Origin of the sequence: Micrococcus lylae, assembly GCF_900163825.1 — a bacterium.
GTDB lineage: Bacteria > Actinomycetota > Actinomycetes > Actinomycetales > Micrococcaceae > Micrococcus > Micrococcus lylae.
Genome location: NZ_FUKP01000020.1, coordinates 22,348 through 40,640 on the forward strand (window position 1 = coordinate 22,348; position 18,293 = coordinate 40,640).

General features: G+C 72.0%; 16 protein-coding genes. All 16 read right to left on the reverse strand.

From position 1 onward, the window contains the following. Positions 1 to 13: 13 nt before the first annotated feature. The 16 genes from rbfA to FM125_RS03505 all read right to left on the reverse strand — a co-directional run bounded on the left by rbfA (position 14) and on the right by FM125_RS03505 (position 18,248). On the reverse strand, positions 14 to 454 hold the full coding sequence (rbfA, locus tag FM125_RS03430) for a 30S ribosome-binding factor RbfA (protein ID WP_067189820.1): 441 nt from the start codon (positions 452 to 454) through the stop codon (positions 14 to 16). Between the two features lie 50 nt (positions 455 to 504). Continuing rightward, positions 505 to 3,300: a translation initiation factor IF-2 gene (gene infB / locus FM125_RS03435; RefSeq protein ID WP_087133646.1), complete on the reverse strand. Its 2,796-nt coding sequence runs from the start codon at positions 3,298 to 3,300 to the stop codon at positions 505 to 507. 190 nt (positions 3,301 to 3,490) lie between these two features. After that, positions 3,491 to 3,784, reverse strand: coding sequence for a YlxR family protein (locus tag FM125_RS03440; protein ID WP_087133647.1), 294 nt, complete (start codon positions 3,782 to 3,784; stop codon positions 3,491 to 3,493). A gap of 199 nt (positions 3,785 to 3,983) precedes the next feature. After that, positions 3,984 to 4,964, reverse strand: a complete 981-nt coding sequence (gene nusA / locus FM125_RS03445) for a transcription termination factor NusA (RefSeq protein ID WP_087133648.1) — start codon at positions 4,962 to 4,964, stop codon at positions 3,984 to 3,986. Continuing rightward, positions 4,965 to 5,558, reverse strand: a complete 594-nt coding sequence (locus tag FM125_RS03450; RefSeq protein ID WP_245232178.1) for a ribosome maturation factor RimP — start codon at positions 5,556 to 5,558, stop codon at positions 4,965 to 4,967. 112 nt (positions 5,559 to 5,670) lie between these two features. Beyond that, positions 5,671 to 6,423: a TSUP family transporter gene (locus tag FM125_RS03455; RefSeq protein ID WP_067189842.1), complete on the reverse strand. Its 753-nt coding sequence runs from the start codon at positions 6,421 to 6,423 to the stop codon at positions 5,671 to 5,673. Between the two features lie 50 nt (positions 6,424 to 6,473). Beyond that, positions 6,474 to 8,300 carry a proline--tRNA ligase gene (locus tag FM125_RS03460; RefSeq protein WP_067189811.1) on the reverse strand — a complete coding sequence of 609 codons (1,827 nt, stop codon included), beginning with the start codon at positions 8,298 to 8,300 and terminating at the stop codon, positions 6,474 to 6,476. 83 nt (positions 8,301 to 8,383) lie between these two features. Then, complete coding sequence (locus FM125_RS03465; RefSeq protein ID WP_087133649.1) at positions 8,384 to 9,328, reverse strand: GNAT family N-acetyltransferase; 945 nt, start codon at positions 9,326 to 9,328, stop codon at positions 8,384 to 8,386. Then, positions 9,285 to 10,436: a flavodoxin-dependent (E)-4-hydroxy-3-methylbut-2-enyl-diphosphate synthase gene (ispG, locus tag FM125_RS03470; protein WP_067189808.1), complete on the reverse strand. Its 1,152-nt coding sequence runs from the start codon at positions 10,434 to 10,436 to the stop codon at positions 9,285 to 9,287. Before ispG ends, FM125_RS03465 begins: the two co-directional genes overlap by 44 nt. Before the next feature lie 214 nt (positions 10,437 to 10,650). Continuing rightward, positions 10,651 to 12,006 (reverse strand): M50 family metallopeptidase, encoded by a 1,356-nt coding sequence (locus FM125_RS03475; protein ID WP_180525326.1) that lies wholly within the window; start codon positions 12,004 to 12,006, stop codon positions 10,651 to 10,653. Positions 12,007 to 12,008: 2 nt separating this feature from the next. Beyond that, positions 12,009 to 13,199 (reverse strand): 1-deoxy-D-xylulose-5-phosphate reductoisomerase, encoded by a 1,191-nt coding sequence (dxr, locus tag FM125_RS03480; RefSeq protein WP_087133666.1) that lies wholly within the window; start codon positions 13,197 to 13,199, stop codon positions 12,009 to 12,011. A gap of 172 nt (positions 13,200 to 13,371) precedes the next feature. Continuing rightward, a complete protein-coding gene (locus tag FM125_RS03485; protein WP_087133650.1) occupies positions 13,372 to 14,988 on the reverse strand; it encodes a solute symporter family protein in 1,617 nt (538 codons plus the stop codon). Next, the gene (locus FM125_RS03490) at positions 14,985 to 15,359 is read right to left on the reverse strand and encodes a DUF485 domain-containing protein (protein ID WP_070638451.1); all 375 of its coding nucleotides are present in this window, start codon (positions 15,357 to 15,359) and stop codon (positions 14,985 to 14,987) included. Before FM125_RS03490 ends, FM125_RS03485 begins: the two co-directional genes overlap by 4 nt. Positions 15,360 to 15,517: 158 nt before the next feature. After that, entirely contained in the window at positions 15,518 to 16,378 is an 861-nt protein-coding gene (locus FM125_RS03495) for an HpcH/HpaI aldolase/citrate lyase family protein (protein WP_067189800.1), read from the reverse strand. Positions 16,379 to 16,456: 78 nt separating this feature from the next. Next, the gene (locus FM125_RS03500; RefSeq protein WP_342743397.1) at positions 16,457 to 17,056 is read right to left on the reverse strand and encodes a MaoC family dehydratase; all 600 of its coding nucleotides are present in this window, start codon (positions 17,054 to 17,056) and stop codon (positions 16,457 to 16,459) included. 1 nt (position 17,057) lies between these two features. Beyond that, positions 17,058 to 18,248 carry an acyl-CoA dehydrogenase family protein gene (locus FM125_RS03505; protein ID WP_070638454.1) on the reverse strand — a complete coding sequence of 397 codons (1,191 nt, stop codon included), beginning with the start codon at positions 18,246 to 18,248 and terminating at the stop codon, positions 17,058 to 17,060. Positions 18,249 to 18,293 lie beyond the last annotated feature (45 nt).

Below are 18,293 nucleotides of genomic sequence, written 5' to 3' on the forward strand. Positions count from 1 at the left end.
GGTCGGTGGGGCCTCAGGCTCGCTCGTCGTCGTTCTCGTCCGCGTGGCGGTACGGGTCCGCCTCGCCGGCGAAGGCGGCGCCCTCGCTGGACTTGGCGATCTGAGCGTCCCGCTCCCGGGCCGCGCGCAGCACCTCCTCGAGGTGGGCGGCGGCCTCGGGCACGGTGTCCGCGACGAACTCGAGGGTGGGCACCAGGCGGATCGTCAGGTTCCGGCCGACCTCGCGGCGCAGGATCCCTCGGTTGTCCTGGATGCCCTGGTGGGCGGCGGCGACGGTGTCGTCGTCGCCCAGCACGGTGTAGTACACGGTGGCGTGCTGGAGGTCGTTGGTCACGCGGACCTCCGTCACGGTCACCGGCTCCACACGGTCGTCCTTCACGCTGCGCCGCAGCGCCTCGGCCACGAGGACCTTGATGCGCTGGGCCAGCTTGGCTGCACGTGTCGGATCGGCCATGAGCTCACTTCCTTCCTGTGGCTGCGGGGCTGTCCTGCGTCCGGCGCAGGTCAGTCGCGCGGCTTCTCCTGCATCTCGAAGGTCTCGATGACGTCGCCTTCCTTGATGTCGTTGAAGCTGCCCAGGCCGATGCCGCACTCGTAGCCCTCGCGGACCTCGGTGGCGTCGTCCTTGAAGCGGCGCAGCGAGTCGATCTTGAGGTTGTCGGCCACCACCACGCCGTCGCGCACCAGGCGGGCCTGGGCGTTGCGGCGGATGAGACCGGAGCGGACGAGAGAGCCGGCGATGTTGCCCCACTTGGAGGAGCGGAACACCTCGCGGATCTCGGCCGAGCCGAGCTCGACCTCCTCGTACTCCGGCTTGAGCATGCCCTTCAGTGCGGCCTCGATGTCGTCGATCGCGTCGTAGATCACCGAGTAGAACCGCATGTCCACACCCTCCTTGTCGGCCAGCTCGCCCACGCGCTCGGCGGGACGGACGTTGAAGCCGATGATGATGGCGTTGTCCACGGTGGCCAGGTTGACGTCGTTCTGGGTGATCGCACCCACACCGCGGTGGATGACGCGCAGCTGCACCTCGTCCTCGCCCACATCGATCTTGAGCAGCGAGTCCTCGAGCGCCTCGACGGCACCGGACGCATCGCCCTTGATGATGAGGTTGAGGGTGTCCAGCTTGCCCTCGGCCACCGCCTGGTCGAACTCCTCCAGGGTGATGCGCTTGCGGCGCTTGGCCAGCTGGGCGTTGCGTTCGGCGGCCTCGCGCTTCTCGGCGATCTGACGGGCGGTGCGCTCGTCGTTGGTCACCAGGAAGGAGTCACCGGCGCGCGGCACGGCGGACAGGCCCAGGACCTGGACCGGACGGGAGGGCAGGGCCTCCTCCACGGCCTCGCCGTTCTCGTCGAACATGGCGCGGACGCGGCCGTGCGCCGAGCCGACGACCATGGTGTCGCCGACGCGCAGGGTGCCGGTCTGGACCAGCACGGTCGCCACGGCGCCGCGCCCCTTGTCCAGGTTGGCCTCGATGGCGACGCCGCGGGCGTCCTTGTCCGGGTTGGCCTGGAGCTCCAGGGCGGCGTCCGCGGTGAGCAGGACGGCCTCGAGCAGCTGGTCGATGTGCAGGTTCTGGCGGGCGGAGACGTCGACGAACATCGTGTCTCCGCCGTACTCCTCCGGCACCAGGCCGTACTCGGTCAGCTGGCCGCGGATCTTGTCCGGGGCGGCGGTGTCCTTGTCGATCTTGTTCACGGCGACGACGATCGGCACGTCGGCGGCCTGCGCGTGGTTCAGGGCCTCCACGGTCTGCGGCATGACGCCGTCGTCCGCGGCGACCACGAGCACGGCGATGTCGGTGACCTTGGCACCGCGGGCACGCATGGCGGTGAACGCCTCGTGGCCCGGGGTGTCGATGAAGGTCAGGCGACGCCGCTCACCCTGGTGGTCCACCGGCACCTGGTACGCGCCGATGTGCTGGGTGATGCCGCCGGCCTCGCCCTCGATGACGTTCGAGGAGCGGATGGCGTCGAGCAGGCGGGTCTTGCCGTGGTCCACGTGGCCCATGACGGTCACGACGGCCGGACGCGGCTCGAGGTCCTCGTCGTCCTCCTCGGCCTCCTCGGCCTCGAGGTCGATGTCGAACGCCTCCAGCAGCTCCTTGTCCTCGTCCTCCGGGGACACGATCTGCACCTTGTAGCCGAGCTCCTCGCCCAGCAGCTGGAAGGTGTCCTCGTCGAGGGACTGGTTGGCCGAGGCCATCTCACCCAGGGTGAACAGCACCTTCACCAGGTCCGCGACGTCCGCGCGGATCTTCTCGGCGAAGTCGGCGAGCGAAGCGCCCCGGCGCAGGCGAAGCACGGTGTTGCCGTCGCCCTTGGGGATCTTCACGCCGCCGATCTCGCGGGTGTGCTGCTGCTCGAACTCCTGGCGCTTCGCGCGCTTGGACTTGCGCCCCTTGCGCGGGCCGCCTCCACGGCCGAAGGCACCCTGGGCGTTGCCGCGGCCACGGCCGCCGAAGCCGCCGGGGCGGCCGGGGCCGCCGCCCGGACGTCCGCGGCCACCGCCGCGAGACGGGGCCGGGGCCGGGGTGATCTGCTTGGGCATCATGCCCGGGTTCGGACGCGGGGCACCCGGACGGGGGCCGCCTGCGGCCGGACGCGGACCGCCGGCGCCGGCGCCCTGGCGGGGGCCGCCGGGGCGCGGGGCGCGGTCCTCACGGCCGGAGCGCATGCCCTGGCTGGAGGAGAACGGGTTGTTGCCCGGGCGCGGGCCGCCGCGGCCGCCACGGGCGCCCGGACGCGGACCGGCGGAGCCGGCCTTCGAGGTGAACGGGTTGTTGCCCGGACGGGGGGCTCCCGGCTTCGGGGCACCCGGCTTCGGGGCACCCGGCTTCGGCGCGGCGGCCCCCGGCTTCGGAGCCGAGGAGGCCGGCGTCGGCGCACCCGGCTTCGGGGCACCAGACTTCGGGGCGGCGGCACCCGGCTTCGGAGCCGCGGCACCCGGCTTCGGCGTGCCGGCCTGGGGGGCCTGGGCACCCGGCTTCGGGGCGGCGGCACCCGGCTTGGGGGCCGAGGATGCCGGAGCCTGCGGGGCGGCCGCCGGCTTGGATGCTCCGGCCGCGGGCTTCGCGGCGGAGCTCTTGGCTGCTCCGGCCGCGGGCTTCGCGGCGGAGCTCTTGGCATCGCCGGCCGGCGCGGAGCCGGCGTAGGCGTTGCGGAGCTTCTTCACGACCGGGGGCTCGATCGTGGAGGAGGCCGAGCTGACGAACTCGCCGAGCTCCTTGAGCTTGCTCAAGGCCTCCTTGGAAGGGATGCCGAGCTCCTTGGCGAGCTCGTGGACGCGGACCTTGGCCACGTTTCTCCTGTTCTGGCCTCCTCAGCGAGGCCGAACGGAACAGATGTGGTCCTCGTTCAGCCCGCCTTGAGACCGTCGGTGGTGTCCCAGACCGGGGCGTGCATCATGGTCGACGCCGCACGGCCTGCCTGACAGCAGGGGGTGATGTTCATCGTTGGGCACTCATGCTTCAGTGCTCATCGGGTACGCATCAGATCTCTGACCCGCCTTCGTCTTCTTGTCTCTTCAGCCGGCGCGCCTCCTCGAGGGCGGCGGAGTCCACCCGGGTCCGGAAGGACCGGGCGAAGCCGCCGCGGGCGAGGGCGCGTGCCGCACACTCCGGGTCGCGATGCACCCACGCACCGCGGCCGGGGCGCCGGCGTGCCTCGTCCCACTGCACGGATGGGGGGTCCGTGCTGCGGTCCAGGGCCACGCGCACCAGCTCTGTCTGATCCGCCTTCTCCCGGCACCCGACGCAAGTCCGCACGGGCGTCTGCGACGTCATGCGGGACTCCTCTGCACTGCGGGGACGAACCCCTGCCTGCAGGGGTGCCCGAAGGTGGACCTCTACGAGTCTAGCGCGTCCGCGGCGGATTCTCGCCCTCCGGGGCGCCGTCGCACATCAGGACGACGGCCCGCACACATCCTCGTGTGCGGGCCGTCACAGCGTGGCGGCCGGCAGGCGGCCTTCGTGCGGTGCGGGCTCAGGGCTGCTCGGGCTCCGCCCCGTCACCGACGATGTCGATGCGCCATCCGGTCAGCTTGGCGGCGAGGCGGGCGTTCTGGCCCTCCTTGCCGATGGCCAGGGACAGCTGGTGCTGCGGGACCACGACGCGGGCCGAGTGGGCGGCCTCGTCCACGATCTCCACGGACACGGCCTTCGCCGGGGACAGCGCGTTGGCGATCATGGTCGCCGGATCGTCCGAGTAGTCGACGATGTCGATCTTCTCGCCGTTCAACTCCGTCATGACGGCGCGGACACGGGTGCCCATCTCGCCGATCGCGGCGCCCTTGGCGTTGATGCCCGCACGCGTGGCCTTCACGGCCATCTTGGTGCGGTGGCCGGCCTCGCGGGCCAGCGCCGTGATCTCCACGGCGCCGTCGGCGATCTCGGGGACCTCCAGCTCGAAGAGCTTGCGGACGAGGTTCGGGTGGGAGCGGGACAGGGTCACGGACGGGCCCTTCGCTCCGCGGACCGCGGAGACCACGTAGGCGCGCAGGCGGCGGCCGTGGCGGTAGTCCTCGCCCGGGGCCTGCTCCGGCGGGGGCAGGACGGCCTCGAGGGTGCCGAGGTTCACCTGGATCATGCGGGCGTTGTTGCCCTGCTGGATGACGCCGGAGACCAGTTCGCCCTCCTTGCCGCGGAACTCGCCGAGGACCCTCTCGTCGTCTGCGTCGCGCAGCCGCTGCAGGATGATCTGGCGGGCGGTGGAGGCGGCGATGCGGCCGAAGCCGTTCGGGGTGTCGTCGAACTCGCCGATCGCGGTGCCGTCCTCCTCGACCTCCGTGGCCCAGATGGTCACGCGTCCGGACTTGCGGTCGATCTCCGCGCGGGCCTGCTTCACGGCGCCCGGCGTACGGTGGTATGCCGTCAGCAGCGCCTGCTCGATGGTGGGGACGAGCTTGTCCAGCGGGATCTCCCGCTCCTTCTCCAGCATGCGCAGCGCGCTCATGTCGATATCCACTTATGCCTCCGTCGTATCTGCCGGGCCCTTCCCGTCACGGGCGGCGCCGGTGGACTGCTGACTTCCGCCCCACTCTACCTGGACGGCTCCGGTGCCGAGCTGTGCGAACGGGACGCGGACGGGGGCCAGCGTCTTGGCCGGCATGCCCTTCTTCGCGCCGGGTCGGTGCTCGGCGAGCTCCACGCCGTCCGCACCGACCTCGAGCACCCGGGCGGTGATCGGGGCGGCGCCGTCCACGGAGACCTCCACGAGCCGGCCGACGTTCCGCGCCCAGTGTCGGCGCTCGGTGAGCGGACGGTCGACGCCGGCCGAGGAGACCTCGAGCAGGTACTCCCCCGTGCCCACGCCGGGCACCGACTCGCCGTGGTCGTCCAGGGCGGCGGAGACCAGGCGCGACAGGCGGGCCACGGCGTCCATGTCCACGCCCTCGGCGCCGTGGGCGCGGTCCAGGGTCACCTGGACGGTGGGCACGTCCGCGGCACCGACGACGACCGCCTTCTCCACCACGAAGCCCTCCGGCTCCACGGCCGCGGCCACGATCTGCTCGAGGGCCTGCTGCGGCGACCCGGCGGCGGACTGGTTCTGCTCCTGCACGGCTGTGCGCTCCTCACCTTCTCGGCTCCGTTCCGGCCCGGGCGGCCGGTGCGGGGACCTGGACACTGTACCCGCACCGGCCTGGCACGGTGCAGGGGCCGCCGGCGCCGGATCAGCCCAGCAGCGGGGCGAGGGTGTCCCAGCCCAGGCGGAGGATGAGCGCGGCGACCACCACGAGGAAGACCACGCGGATGAACCCGGAGCCGCGGGCGATCGCCATGCGGGCGCCGATGTACCCGCCCAGCAGGTTGGAGACGCCCAGGACCAGGCCGATGCCGAGGACCACGTGCCCCTGGGGCAGGAAGAACGCCAGCGCGCCGAGGTTCGTGCAGAGGTTGACGATCTTCGCGGTGGCCGAGCCGTGGAGGAAGTCGTAGCCGAGCACGGTGACCAGCGCGATGATCAGGAACGTGCCGGTGCCCGGGCCCAGGACGCCGTCGTAGAAGCCGATCACCAGGCCGATGAGCAGCGCGCGCACCAGGTGGGCTGCGCCGGTGAACTTCAGCTGTTGGGAATGACCGAGCTGGGGGCGCACCGCGGTGAACACGGCGACGCCCACGAGGGCGACGAGGATCACGGGGCGGATGACGGCGGCCGGCAGCACGGCGGCCACGAGCGCCCCGCCGAAGCTGGCGGCCAGGGCCACCGCGGCGGTGGCGGCGGCCGTGCGCAGGTCCGGTCTGACGCGGCGGACGTAGGTGGCGGCGGAGGTGGCCGTGCCGAACACCGACCCCATCTTGTTGGTGGCCAGCGCCTGCACCGGCGTCAGGCCCGGGATGAGCATGACGACCGGCAGCTGCAGCAGCCCACCGCCGCCGACGACGGCGTCGATCCAGCCGGCGGCCAGCCCGGCGAGCACCACCATCAGCAGCAGGCCGACGGTGAGCTCAACCGGGCCGAACAGGTCCACCGCGTTCAGGCTTCCGGGTCGGCGGCGACGACGGCGGACACGGCCGCCACGACCTCGTCCACCGAGACCTCGCGGGTCTCGCCGGTGGCGCGGTCCTTGAGCTCGAGCAACCCCTCGGTGAGGCCGCGGCCGACCACGACGGCGGTCGGGATGCCGATGAGCTCGAAGTCCTTGAACTTCACGCCGGGGCTGACCTTGGTGCGGTCGTCCAGCAGGACGGTGTGGCCGGCCTCCTCGAGCCGCGCGGTGAGCTGCTCGGCGTAGGCGAAGGCGTCGGCGCCCTTGGCGGCGACCACCACGTGCACGTCGGCCGGGGCGACGGCGCGCGGCCAGACCAGGCCCTTCTCGTCGTGGTGGGTCTCCGCGATCGCGGCGACGCTGCGGGTGACGCCGATGCCGTAGGAGCCCATGGTCACCACGACCTGCTTGCCGTTCTGGTCCAGGACCTTCAGGTCCAGGGCCTCGGCGTACTTCCTGCCCAGCTGGAAGATGTGACCCATCTCGATGCCGCGGCGGGTGGTCAGGGCGCCGGTGCCGTCCGGGGAGGCGTCGCCCTCGCGGACGACGGTCGACTCGACCACGCCGTCCCAGGTGAAGTCGCGGCCGGCCACGAGGCCGAACACGTGCTTCTGGTCCGCGTTGGCTCCGGTGATCCAGGTGGTGCCGGCAGCGATGCGGGGGTCCACGAGGAAGGTGAGCCCGGAGACCGAGTCCTCGGCCCCGAGGACCTTCCGTCCGTCCGGACCCTCGCCGGGGCCGATGTAGCCCTTGACCAGGGAAGGGTGACGCTTCAGGTCCGCCTCGGTGGCGGCCTCCACGGTCGGCTCGCCGTGCACGCCCAGGGCCTCGCCCACGGACGCCTCGAGGCGCTTGAGGTCCACGTCGCGGTCGCCGGGGACGGCCACCACGAACTGGCGGCGCTCGTCGCCGTCCAGGACGGCGGTGAGCACGACGCACTTGAGGGTGTCGGCCGCGGTCCAGGGGCCGTCCTCGCGCGGGGCGAGGTCGTTGGCCACGTCCACGAGGGCGGCGATGGTGGTGGAGACCGGGGTGTCCTTGACCTCGGCGGCCGGCAGCGCTGCCATGGCCTCCTCGGACAGCGGATCCGGGGCCACGGAGGTCACGGCCTCCACGTTGGCGCGGTAGCCGCCCGGAGACTCGACGTAGGTGTCCTCGCCGATCGGCGAGGGGTGCAGGAACTCCTCGGAGCGCGAGCCGCCCATGGCGCCGGCGGTCGCCTGCACAGGCACGACCTCCAGGCCGAGCCGCTCGAAGATCCGCAGGTAGGCGGCACGGTGCGCGTCGTAGGCCTCCTGCAGGCCCTGGTCGTCCACGGTGAAGGAGTAGGAGTCCTTCATGACGAACTCGCGGCCGCGCAGCAGCCCGGCGCGCGGACGGGCCTCGTCGCGGTACTTCGTCTGGATCTGGTACAGGTACACCGGCAGGTCCTTGTAGGAGGAGTAGTGCTCCTTCACCAGGAGGGTGAACATCTCCTCGTGGGTGGGGGCCAGCAGGTAGTCGGCCTCCTTGCGGTCCTTGAGGCGGAAGACGCCGTCGCCGTACTCGTCCCAGCGGCCGGTGGCCTCGTAGGGCTCGCGGGGCAGCAGGGCCGGGAAGTGGACTTCCTGGCCGCCGATCGCGTCCATCTCCTCGCGCACGATGCGCTCGACCCGGGACAGCACCTTCAGGCCCAGCGGCAGCCAGGTGTAGATGCCGGGGGCGGCGCGCCGGATGTAGCCGGCGCGGACGAGCAGCCTGTGGCTCGCGACCTCGGCCTCGGCCGGGTCGTCGCGCAGGGTCCGCAGGAACAGGGTGGACATGCGCAGTGCCATGCGTGGGACTCCTTCGAGTCGTGCGGTCGGAGCGCCCGTTCTCCGGGCGAGGGATTCTCCGGGCGATCCTATCGCCCGTCCGGTCAGTACAGCACCGTGGCGAAGGTGCCGACCTGCTCGAATCCGACCCGCGCGTAGGTGCGCACGGCCGGCTCGTTGTAGGCGTTGACGTAGAGGCTCACATGGTCGGCGGTGCGCGCGGCGTACTGCACCACGGCCGCCATGGCCGGTGCCGCCAGCCCCTCGCCGCGGCGGTCCGGGCGCACCCAGACCCCCTGCACCTGCACGCAGTCCGTGCTGAGCACGCCGAGGTCCGCCTTGAACAGCGGCATCCGCCGGGGCGCCTGGCCGTCGTCCTCCCCCGGCTCGATCAGCACGCGCCCGGCCTGGATGAGCCGGTGGACACGGTCCCGGTAGGACGCCGCGCCCTGGCGCAGCGGGGAGAAGCCGAGTTCCTCTTCGAACATCGCCGCGGAGGCCGGCAGCACAGTGTCCAGGTCCGCCGGCTGTGCCTGCCGCAGCGTCGGGCTGGGCAGCACCGTGCCCGGTCCGCGGGCCACCATGAGCGGTTGGTCCGGGCGCACGGAGCGGGGCCGGTGTCCGTGGGAGGCGAGCATCGCCTCGATGCCGAGCACCTGGTCCGCCGGCCCGTAGAGGGAGCCGAAGCGGCGCCGCAGTGCGGCGGCGGCCCGGCCCAGGGTGAGGGCGTGGCGGGCGGCACCCGGGATCGCCAGGGGCACGACGTTCGACCCGACCCAGGCGACCGCTCGCAATGCAGCGGCGGGGCCGTCGTCGGGGTCCGCGACGCCCAGGAAGCAGGTGGCGGCCGTGCGGCCCCGCGGCCCGGTGCGGCGTCCGGCCTGCAGCAGGGAGGCGACGAAGACGTTCGCCACCGGGTCCGCGTCGGCCAGCTCCGCCACCTGCGGGGTGTCGGCGTCGGTCAGGAGCCGGGCGGCGCCTCCGGTGGCGGCCCGGACGTCCAGGTCAGTGGACGCTGACCACCGGGGCGCCGGCTGCGGCGTCGTCACCGCCGTCCTCCTCAAGGCCCATCTCCGCGGCGATGCGGCGGGCCTCCTCGATGAGGGTCTCCACGATCTGCTCCTCCGGCACGGTGCGGATGACCTCTCCCTTGACGAAGATCTGCCCCTTGCCGTTGCCGGAGGCCACGCCGAGGTCGGCCTCGCGGGCCTCGCCCGGACCGTTCACCACACAGCCCATGACGGCCACGCGCAGCGGGACGGTGACGTCCTTCAGGCCCTCGGTGACCTCGTCTGCCAGCGTGTACACGTCCACCTGGGCGCGTCCGCAGGACGGGCAGGAGACGATCTCGAGCTTGCGCTCGCGCAGGTTCAACGACTGCAGGATCTGCAGGCCGACCTTGACCTCCTCCACCGGCGGGGCGGAGAGGGAGACGCGGATGGTGTCTCCGATGCCCTGGCCGAGCAGGTAGCCGAAGGCGGTGGCGGACTTGATGGTGCCCTGGAACTCCGGGCCGGCCTCCGTCACGCCGAGGTGCAGCGGCCAGTCGCCCTCCTGGGCGAGCAGCTCGTAGGCGCGGGCCATGATCACCGGGTCGTTGTGCTTCACGGAGATCTTGAAGTCCTTGAAGCCGTGCTCCTCGAACAGGGAGGCCTCCCAGACGGCGGACTCGACGAGGGCCTCCGGGGTGGCCTTGCCGTACTTCTTCAGCAGGCGCGGGTCCAGGGAGCCGGCGTTGACGCCGATGCGGATGGAGGTGCCGTGGTCCGAGGCGGCCTGGGCGATCTCCTTGACCTTGTCGTCGAACTTCTTGATGTTGCCCGGGTTGACGCGGACGGCGCCGCAGCCGGCCTCGATCGCGGCGAAGACGTACTTCGGCTGGAAGTGGATGTCCGCGATGACCGGGATGGTGGACTGCTGCGCGATCACCTTCAGCGCCGCGGCGTCCTTGTCGGTCGGGCAGGCCACGCGCACGATGTCGCACCCGGCGGCGGTGAGCTCGGCGATCTGCTGCAGGGTCGCGCCGATGTCGTGCGTCTTGGTGGTGGTCATCGACTGCACGGACACCTGGTGGTCCGAGCCGACGCCCACGGAGCCGACCTGGATCTGCCGGGTCTGCCGGCGCGGGGCCAGCACGGGCGGCGGGGCGGACGGCATTCCAAGGCTGACGGGCACTTCGGCTCCTAAGAGTTCAGACGCGGCTGGGGTGTTTCACTGGCGCGGCCCGGCGGGACCGCGCCCACCCATCCTAGGGGCTGTGGGGCCGCAGGGCAGGCCCCGGGTGACCCTCGCCTCTCCGTGTCCCTCCGGCGGCTTCACGACGACGGCAGCCCGCCCTGCACCGGCGGCGCACTTCGGGTGCGGGGCCGGTTCAGAAGAGCCGGATCGGCTTGACGATGTCCGCGACGATGAGGATGACGCCCATGGCGAGCATGGCCGCGCCGACCACGTAGGTGAGCGGGAGCATGGTGGCCAGGTCGAACGGGCCGGGGTCCGGGCGTCCGGTGAGCTTCGCGAACCCGCGGCGCAGCTTCTCCCAGAGGGCGCCGGCCACGTGGCCGCCGTCCAGGGGCAGCAGCGGGATGAGGTTGAACACCATCAGGGCGATGTTCACGCTGGCCAGCAGGGACAGCAGCAGCGCCCCCTTGTCCTGCAGGGGCACGTCCTCGAGGGCGGCGGCCTCGCCGGCGATGCGGCCGACGCCCACCACGGACATGGGGCCGTTCGGGTCGCGCTCGACCGGGGTGACCACGGCGACGGCGGTGTCCCAGAGGCGCTGCGGCAGCACCAGGACGACGTCCACGACGCCGCGGATCTGCACGCCGACCTGCTCGACGGCGTCCAGCGGGGTGCCGCGCACGTTCTCGATCTGCGAGCCCATGCCGATGAACCCGACCTGCTCGGTCTTGGCGGTGCCGTCCGGGGCACGCTCGGGGCGGCCGAGGGCGTCGGTGACGGGACGCTCGGTCAGGCGCGGGGTCAGGGTGCCGGACATGGCCTGCCCGTCCCGGGTCCATTCGATGGCGGTGGGCTGGTCCGCGCGGGCGCGGATGGCGGCGGAGAGCTCGTCCCAGGTGTGGACCGGATGCCCGTCGAAGCTGGTCACGGTGTCCCCCGGCTCGAGGCCGGCGGCGTGGGCCGGGGCCACCGGGTCGGTGTCACGGCAGTCGGCCTGGCCGGCCTCGGCGCGCGACTGCTGCTCCTGCGAGGTCACCACGCAGCGGAAGACCTCCGAGACCGTGGTGGTGGGGGTCGCCGTGCCGACGGTCATGACCAGGACGGTCATGAGCACGAGGGCGATGAGCAGGTTCATGAACGGGCCGCCGAGCATGATGACGATGCGCTTCCACACCGGCAGCTGGATGAACTGGCGGCCCTCGTCGGCGGCGGTGAGCTCCTCGGCGGCCTGGGCGCGGGCGTCATGGGCCAGCTGGCCCATCTGCTGGACCAGTCCGGTGGAGGCGGTGCGGGCCGCCTGCCCGTCCTTGGGCGGCGGCAGCATGCCCACCATGGAGACGTAGCCGCCGAGCGGGATGGCCTTGAAGCCGTACTCGGTCTCCCCTCGGCGCCAGGAGACGATCGTCTTGCCGAAGCCGATCATGTACTGCGTGACGCGCACGCCGAAGAGCTTGGCGGGCACGAGATGGCCGACCTCGTGCAGGGCGATGGAGGCGGCGAGGCCGACCGCCATGGCCAGCACGCCGACCACGAACCAGAGGATCTCCATGCTCACCACCGTCCGCGCGCGGCCTCGCGGGCCCACGCCTCGGCCGCCAGCACGGACTCCACGGTGAGCTCCTCCCCCACGCCAGGGACGGCGGCGGGGTCGTAGGAGTCCACCACGGCGCGGACGGTGTCCACGATCGCGGGGAAGGAGAGCAGCCCGTCGTGGAAGGCGTCCACGGCCTCCTCGTTCGCCGCGTTGAACACGGCCATGTGGGTGGGCGAGGCCGCGGCGGCGGCCTTCGCGGCGGCGACGGCCGGGAACGCCTCCTCGTCGAGCGGCTCGAACGTCCAGGAGGTCGCCTGTGTCCAGTCGCAGCCGCAGGCGGCTCCGGGCACCCGGTGGGGCCAGCCCATGCCGAGCGCGATCGGCAGACGCATGTCCGGCGGGGAGGCCTGGGCGAGGGTGGAGCCGTCCACGAACTCGACCATGGAGTGCACCACGGACTGCGGGTGGACCACCACGTCGATCTTCTCCAGCGGCACGTCGAAGAGCAGGTGGGCCTCGATCACCTCGAGCGCCTTGTTCACCATGGAGGCGGAGTTGGTGGTGACCACCCGGCCCATGTCCCAGGTCGGGTGGGCCAGCGCCTCGGCGGGGGTCACGTGCTCGAGTTCGGCGCGGGTGCGGCCGCGGAACGGGCCGCCGGAGGCGGTGAGCACCAGGCGGTGGACCTCGGCGGGGGTGCCGCCCAGCAGCGCCTGGGCCAGGGCGGAGTGCTCGGAGTCCACCGGGACGATCTGCCCGGGCGCGGCGGCCTGCTTCACCAGCGCGCCGCCGACGATCAGGGACTCCTTGTTGGCCAGGGCCAGGCGGTGGCCTGCGTGCAGGGCGGCCAGGGTGGGCCGCAGGCCGATGGAGCCCGTCATGCCGTTGAGCACGGTGTCCGCGCCGGGCCAGGCGGCGATCCGCTCGGCGGCCTCGGGCCCGACGAACACCTCGGGGTCCGGAACGGGGGCACCGGCCCGGGCGGCGGCCGCGGCCAGCGCGGAGCGCACCTGCTCCTCGGTGGCGGACGCCGCACCGACGGCCTCCGCGCCGGTGGCCACGGCCTGTTCGGCCAGCAGCTGCACATTCGTGCCCGCGGCGAGCGCGACGGCGGCGAAGCGCTCCGGGGCTGCGGCGATCACCTCCAGGCCCTGCGTGCCGATCGACCCGGTCGAGCCCACCAGTGCCACCCGGCGCAAGGCCGGCACGGACGCGGCGGACGCCCCCTCGGCGGAGGCGGAGGCGGACGGGGCGGCTGCGGAGGAGACGTCGGCGATGCTCACCCGGCCATCCTACGGATCCTTCCTGGCACGACCCGCGGGGCCGGACCGTGACGGTCCGACCCCGCGGGTCGTGGCGGGCGTGGGCCCGGTCAGGCGATCAGTGGTCGACCGGCTTCTCGGCACCGACGCCGGTGAGGGAGCGGACCTCCATCTCGGCCTGCTTGTCCGGATCCTCGGTGCGCTTCTCCGTCACGGAGCCGAGCCAGCCGAGGAAGAAGGCCAGCGGAATCGAGATGATGCCCGGGTTCTTCAGCGGGAAGACCGCGAAGTCGGCACCCGGGATCATCGAGGTCTCCGAGCCGGACATCACCGGCGAGAGGACGATCAGCACCAGGGCCGTGATCAGGCCGCCGTACATGGACCACAGGGCGCCGCGGGTGGTGAAGCCCCTCCAGAACAGCGAGTACACGATGGTCGGCAGGTTCGCCGAGGCGGCCACGGCGAAGGCGAGCGCCACGAGGAAGGCGACGTTCTGCCCCTGGGCTCCGATGCCGCCGAGGATCGAGAGCACACCGATCACCAGCACGGTGCGGCGGGCGATCTTCACCTCCTTCTCCGGGCTCACATGCTCCTTGGCGATCACCGAGGAGTAGATGTCATGGGCGAAGGAGGCCGCGGCGGTGATGGTCAGACCGGCGACCACCGCAAGGATCGTTGCGAACGCCACGGCCGAGACGATGCCGAGCAGCAGGGAGCCGCCGAGCTCGAAGGCCAGCAGCGGGGCCGCGGAGTTCTGGCCGCCCGGGGCCGCGGAGATGCGCTCCGGACCGATCATGGCGGCGGCGCCGTAGCCGAGCACCAGGGTGCACAGGTAGAACAGGCCGATCAGGATGATCGCCCAGACCACGGACTTGCGGGCCTCCTTGGCGGTGGGGACCGTGTAGAAGCGCATCAGCACGTGGGGCAGGCCGGCCGTGCCGAGCACCAGCGCCAGGCCCAGGGAGACGAAGTCCAGCTGGGACACGGCCGAGGCGCCGTACTGCAGGCCCGGATCCAGGATGGCCTCGTCGCCACCATGGCCGTCCACGGCGCCGCCGAGCAGCGCGGAGAGGTTGAACCCGAACAGGGCCATGACCCAGACGGTCATGACGATCACCGAGGTGACCAGCAGGATCGCCTTGATGATCTGCACCCAGGTGGTGCCCTTCATGCCTCCGACCAGCACGTAGAGGATCATCAGCGCGCCGACGATGACGATGACCAGGGACTGGCCGAGCTTCGAGTCGATGCCCAGCAGCAGCGAGACGAGGGCGCCCGCGCCGGCCATCTGGGCCAGCAGGTAGAACAGGCAGACGGCCAGGGTGTTCAGGGACGCCGCGATGCGCACCGGGCGCTGGCGCAGGCGGAAGGAGAGCACGTCGGCCATCGTGAACTTGCCGGTGTTGCGCAGCGGCTCGGCCACGAGCAGCAGGGCGACCAGCCAGGCGACGAGGAAGCCGATGGAGTAGAGGAATCCGTCGTAGCCGTAGAGGGCGATGGCTCCCACGATGCCCAGGAAGGACGCGGCGGACAGGTAGTCGCCGGCGATCGCGGTGCCGTTCTGGGTGCCGGTGAAGGCACGTCCGCCGGCGTAGTAGTCCGCCGCGGTGGCGGTGTTCTTCGACGCCCGCAGGACGATCACGAGGGTGCCGGCGACGAAGATGCCGAAGATCAGCATGTTCACCCACGGGGTGCCGACGGTCTCGCCGGCGAGCAGGGGCATGACGGTGCTCATCGGATCTCCTCCTCACCGTGGCGGCCGTCGCCGGCCTCGGCCTCGAGCCGCTCGCGCATCGCGGCGGCGCGCGGGTCGAGCTTCTTGTTGGCGAACTGCACGTAGGCCGCGGTGATGGCGAACGTGCTGACGAACTGAAGCAGGCCCAGGACCAGTCCCAGGTTGATGTTGCCGATCAGGCGGATGGACATGACGTCGTGGAAGAAGGCGCCGAGCACCACGAAGAGGACGTACCAGACCAGGAAGGCCACGGTCATCGGCCAGACGAAGCTGCGGTGCGTGCGGCGCAGCTCGCCGAACTCCTCTGAACTCTGGGCGGCACGGAACTGGGCCGGCGTGGGGGCGGACGCTGCGGTGTCAGGTGGGGCCATGAGGGTGCTCCTCCAAAGGTGTGCGAGCCTCCGGTTCATGTGACCCGGATCACGGTCATCCTGAAATACCCCATTTCCCGAGTCAAGGATATGTATTCATGTGACGCCGTCGTGACGTGCCCCACCCTCACGGCACCCACCAGGGGCGTTGCCGGGCCTCAGCGGCCGGCGCGGGCCAGCGTGATACGGGCCTGGGCGAGGACGACCTCGTCCACCATGCCGCCGTCGAACGCGAAGGCGCCCGGGTGGTTCCGCGCCTCGGCGAGGATCGCCTCGGCACGGGCGACCTGCTCGTGAGTGGGACGGTAGCCCTGGCGGACGACGGCCACCTGGTTCGGGTGCAGGCACACGGTGGCGCGGCAGCCGACGGCCACGGCGTCCTCGACCTCGGCGGCCAGGCCGTCCGGGTCCTTGAGGTTCAGGTAGACCGCGTCCCAGGCGGCGGCGCCGTGCGCGGCCGCGGCCAGCAACACGGTGGAGCGGGCGTGGGCCACCGTCTGACGGTAGGCGCCGTCCACGGTGCGGGAGGACGTGCCTCCCATGGAGGCCACAAGGTCCTCGGCTCCCCACATCAGGGCGGTCACGTGCGGGTGTGCGGCCAGCTCGGCGGCGGCGAGCACGCCCCGGGCGGTCTCACAGAGGGCCACCACCCGGGTGTCCTCCCCCAGCGCCTCCACCAGACGGTCCACCTGGGCGGCGGACTCGGCCTTGGCGAGCATGAGGGTCCGCCAGCCGGTCTCCTTCAGCATGGCCACGTCCGCGGCGTGGTCCTCGGTGTCCACCGGGTTCACGCGGACCACCACGCGGTCCGCGTCGATGCCCTGGGACGCCCGCTCGGTCCACGCTGCGGCCACGGCCTCGCGGGCGGCGGGACGGTCCGCCGCGGTGACGGCGTCCTCGAGGTCCAGGATCACCGCGTCCGCGCGATCCAGGGCCTTGGCGTACCGCTCCGGGCGGTCCGCCGGGGTGAACATGACGGCCGGGCCCAGGGTGCAGGCCTTCGCGGCGATCTCGGTCATCGGTCTGCTCCTTCGCAGAGGTCGGTGGGAGGGCAGGAGGCGGGGCGCCGCCCGGCTTCCGGGCGGCGCCCCGTGCGCTCAGGCGTCGGACTCGGCGGCGCAGTGCGCCTGCCGTGTCCACATCAGGCAGGTGCGCTGGGCCTTGGCCACGACCGTGCCGTCCTGGTTCGTCCCCTCGAGGTCGAAGGTCACGATCCGCTGTCCGGGACGCGAGGAGGACTCGCGGATCGCCGTCACGGTGGAGCGGGCGTACAGGGTGTCCCCGGGGAAGACCGGGTGCGGGAAGGAGATCTCCCCCAGCCCCAGCTGCGCCACGAGCGTTCCCTGCGTGGTCTGCCCCACGGACAGGCCGATCAGCGTGGACAGCGTCAGCATCGAGTTCATCAGCGGCTTGCCGAACGGCTGCGACTGCGCGAACGCGTGGTCCAGGTGCAGCGCCTGCGGGTTCATGGTCAGCGTGGTGAACAGGACGTTGTCCGCCTCGGTGAGCGTGCGGCCCGGACGGTGCAGGTACACCTGGCCGACCGCCATCTCGTCCGCGTAGCGGCCACGCTGCTCGATCACCTCGGGCTCGGCCGGGGCGCTCCCGGCGCCCCGGGCGCCCTCAGTGCCCTCCGCCGTGGGCGAGGGGTCCTCGGCAGCCGGGCGGCCGTCGTCGTGCTTCATCTGCTCGGCCACGTCAGAGGCCCAGCTCGCGGGCGATCAGCATCAGCTGCACCTCGGTGGTGCCCTCGCCGACCTCGAGGATCTTCGAGTCTCGGTAGTGGCGGGCCACCAGGGACTCGTTCATGAAGCCGTAGCCGCCGAACACCTGGGTCGCGTCGCGGGCGTTGTCCATGGCGGCCTCGCCGGCGATCAGCTTGGCCATGGCGGCCTCGGTCTTGAACGGCTTGCCGGCCAGCATCTTCTGCGCGGCCTCGTAGTAGGCCAGGCGGGCGGCGTGGGCGCGGGCCTGCATGCGGGCGATCTTGAAGGACACGGCCTGGTAGGAGCCGATGTTCCGGCCGAAGGCGGTGCGGGTCTTCGCATACGCGATGGACTCGTCCACACATCCCTGGGCGGCGCCGGTGGCGAGCGCGGCGATGGCGATGCGGCCCTCGTCCAGGATGGACAGGAAGTTCGCGAAACCGCGGCCGCGGGTGCCCAGCAGGTTCTCCTCCGGCACGACGGCGTCGGAGAAGTGCAGCGGGTGGGTGTCCGAGGAGTTCCAGCCGACCTTGTTGTAGGCCTTGGCCGCGGTGAAGCCCTCGGTGTCCGACGGGACGATGATCGTGGAGATCTCCTTGACCGGCTTGCCGTCCGGGCCGGTCTTGCCCTCGACGGTGCCGGTGACGGCGGTGACGGTCACCAGCGAGGTGATGTCGGTGCCGGAGTTGGTGATGAACTCCTTGGCGCCGTTGATGCGCCAGCTGCCGTCCTCCAGCTTCGCGGTGGTCTGGGTGCCGCCCGCGTCCGAGCCGGCGTTCGGCTCGGTGAGGCCGAAGCCGGCCAGGCGCTTGCCGGCCACGAGGTCCGGCAGCCACGTCTGCTTCTGCTCGTCGGTGCCGAACTTGTACAGCGGCATGGCACCGAGGGACACGCCGGCCTCGAGGGTGATGGCCACGGACTGGTTCACGCGGCCGAGCTGCTCGAGCGCGAGGGCCAGGGCGAAGTAGTCGCCGCCCATGCCGCCGTACTCCTCGGAGAACGGCAGGCCGAACAGGCCCATCTCGCCCATCTGGGCGACGATCTCGTACGGGAACTCGTGCTTCTCGTCGAGCTCGGCGGAGACCGGGGCGACGACCTCGTCCGCGAACTCGCGGACGGTGTCGGAGAGGGCCTGGTAGTCCTCGTCCAGGGCGGGCAGGGTGCGATGGTTCGGGCTGGCCATGGGGCTGCTCCTTGTTCTTCTCGTCCGTGCGGCGCCGGGGCGCCG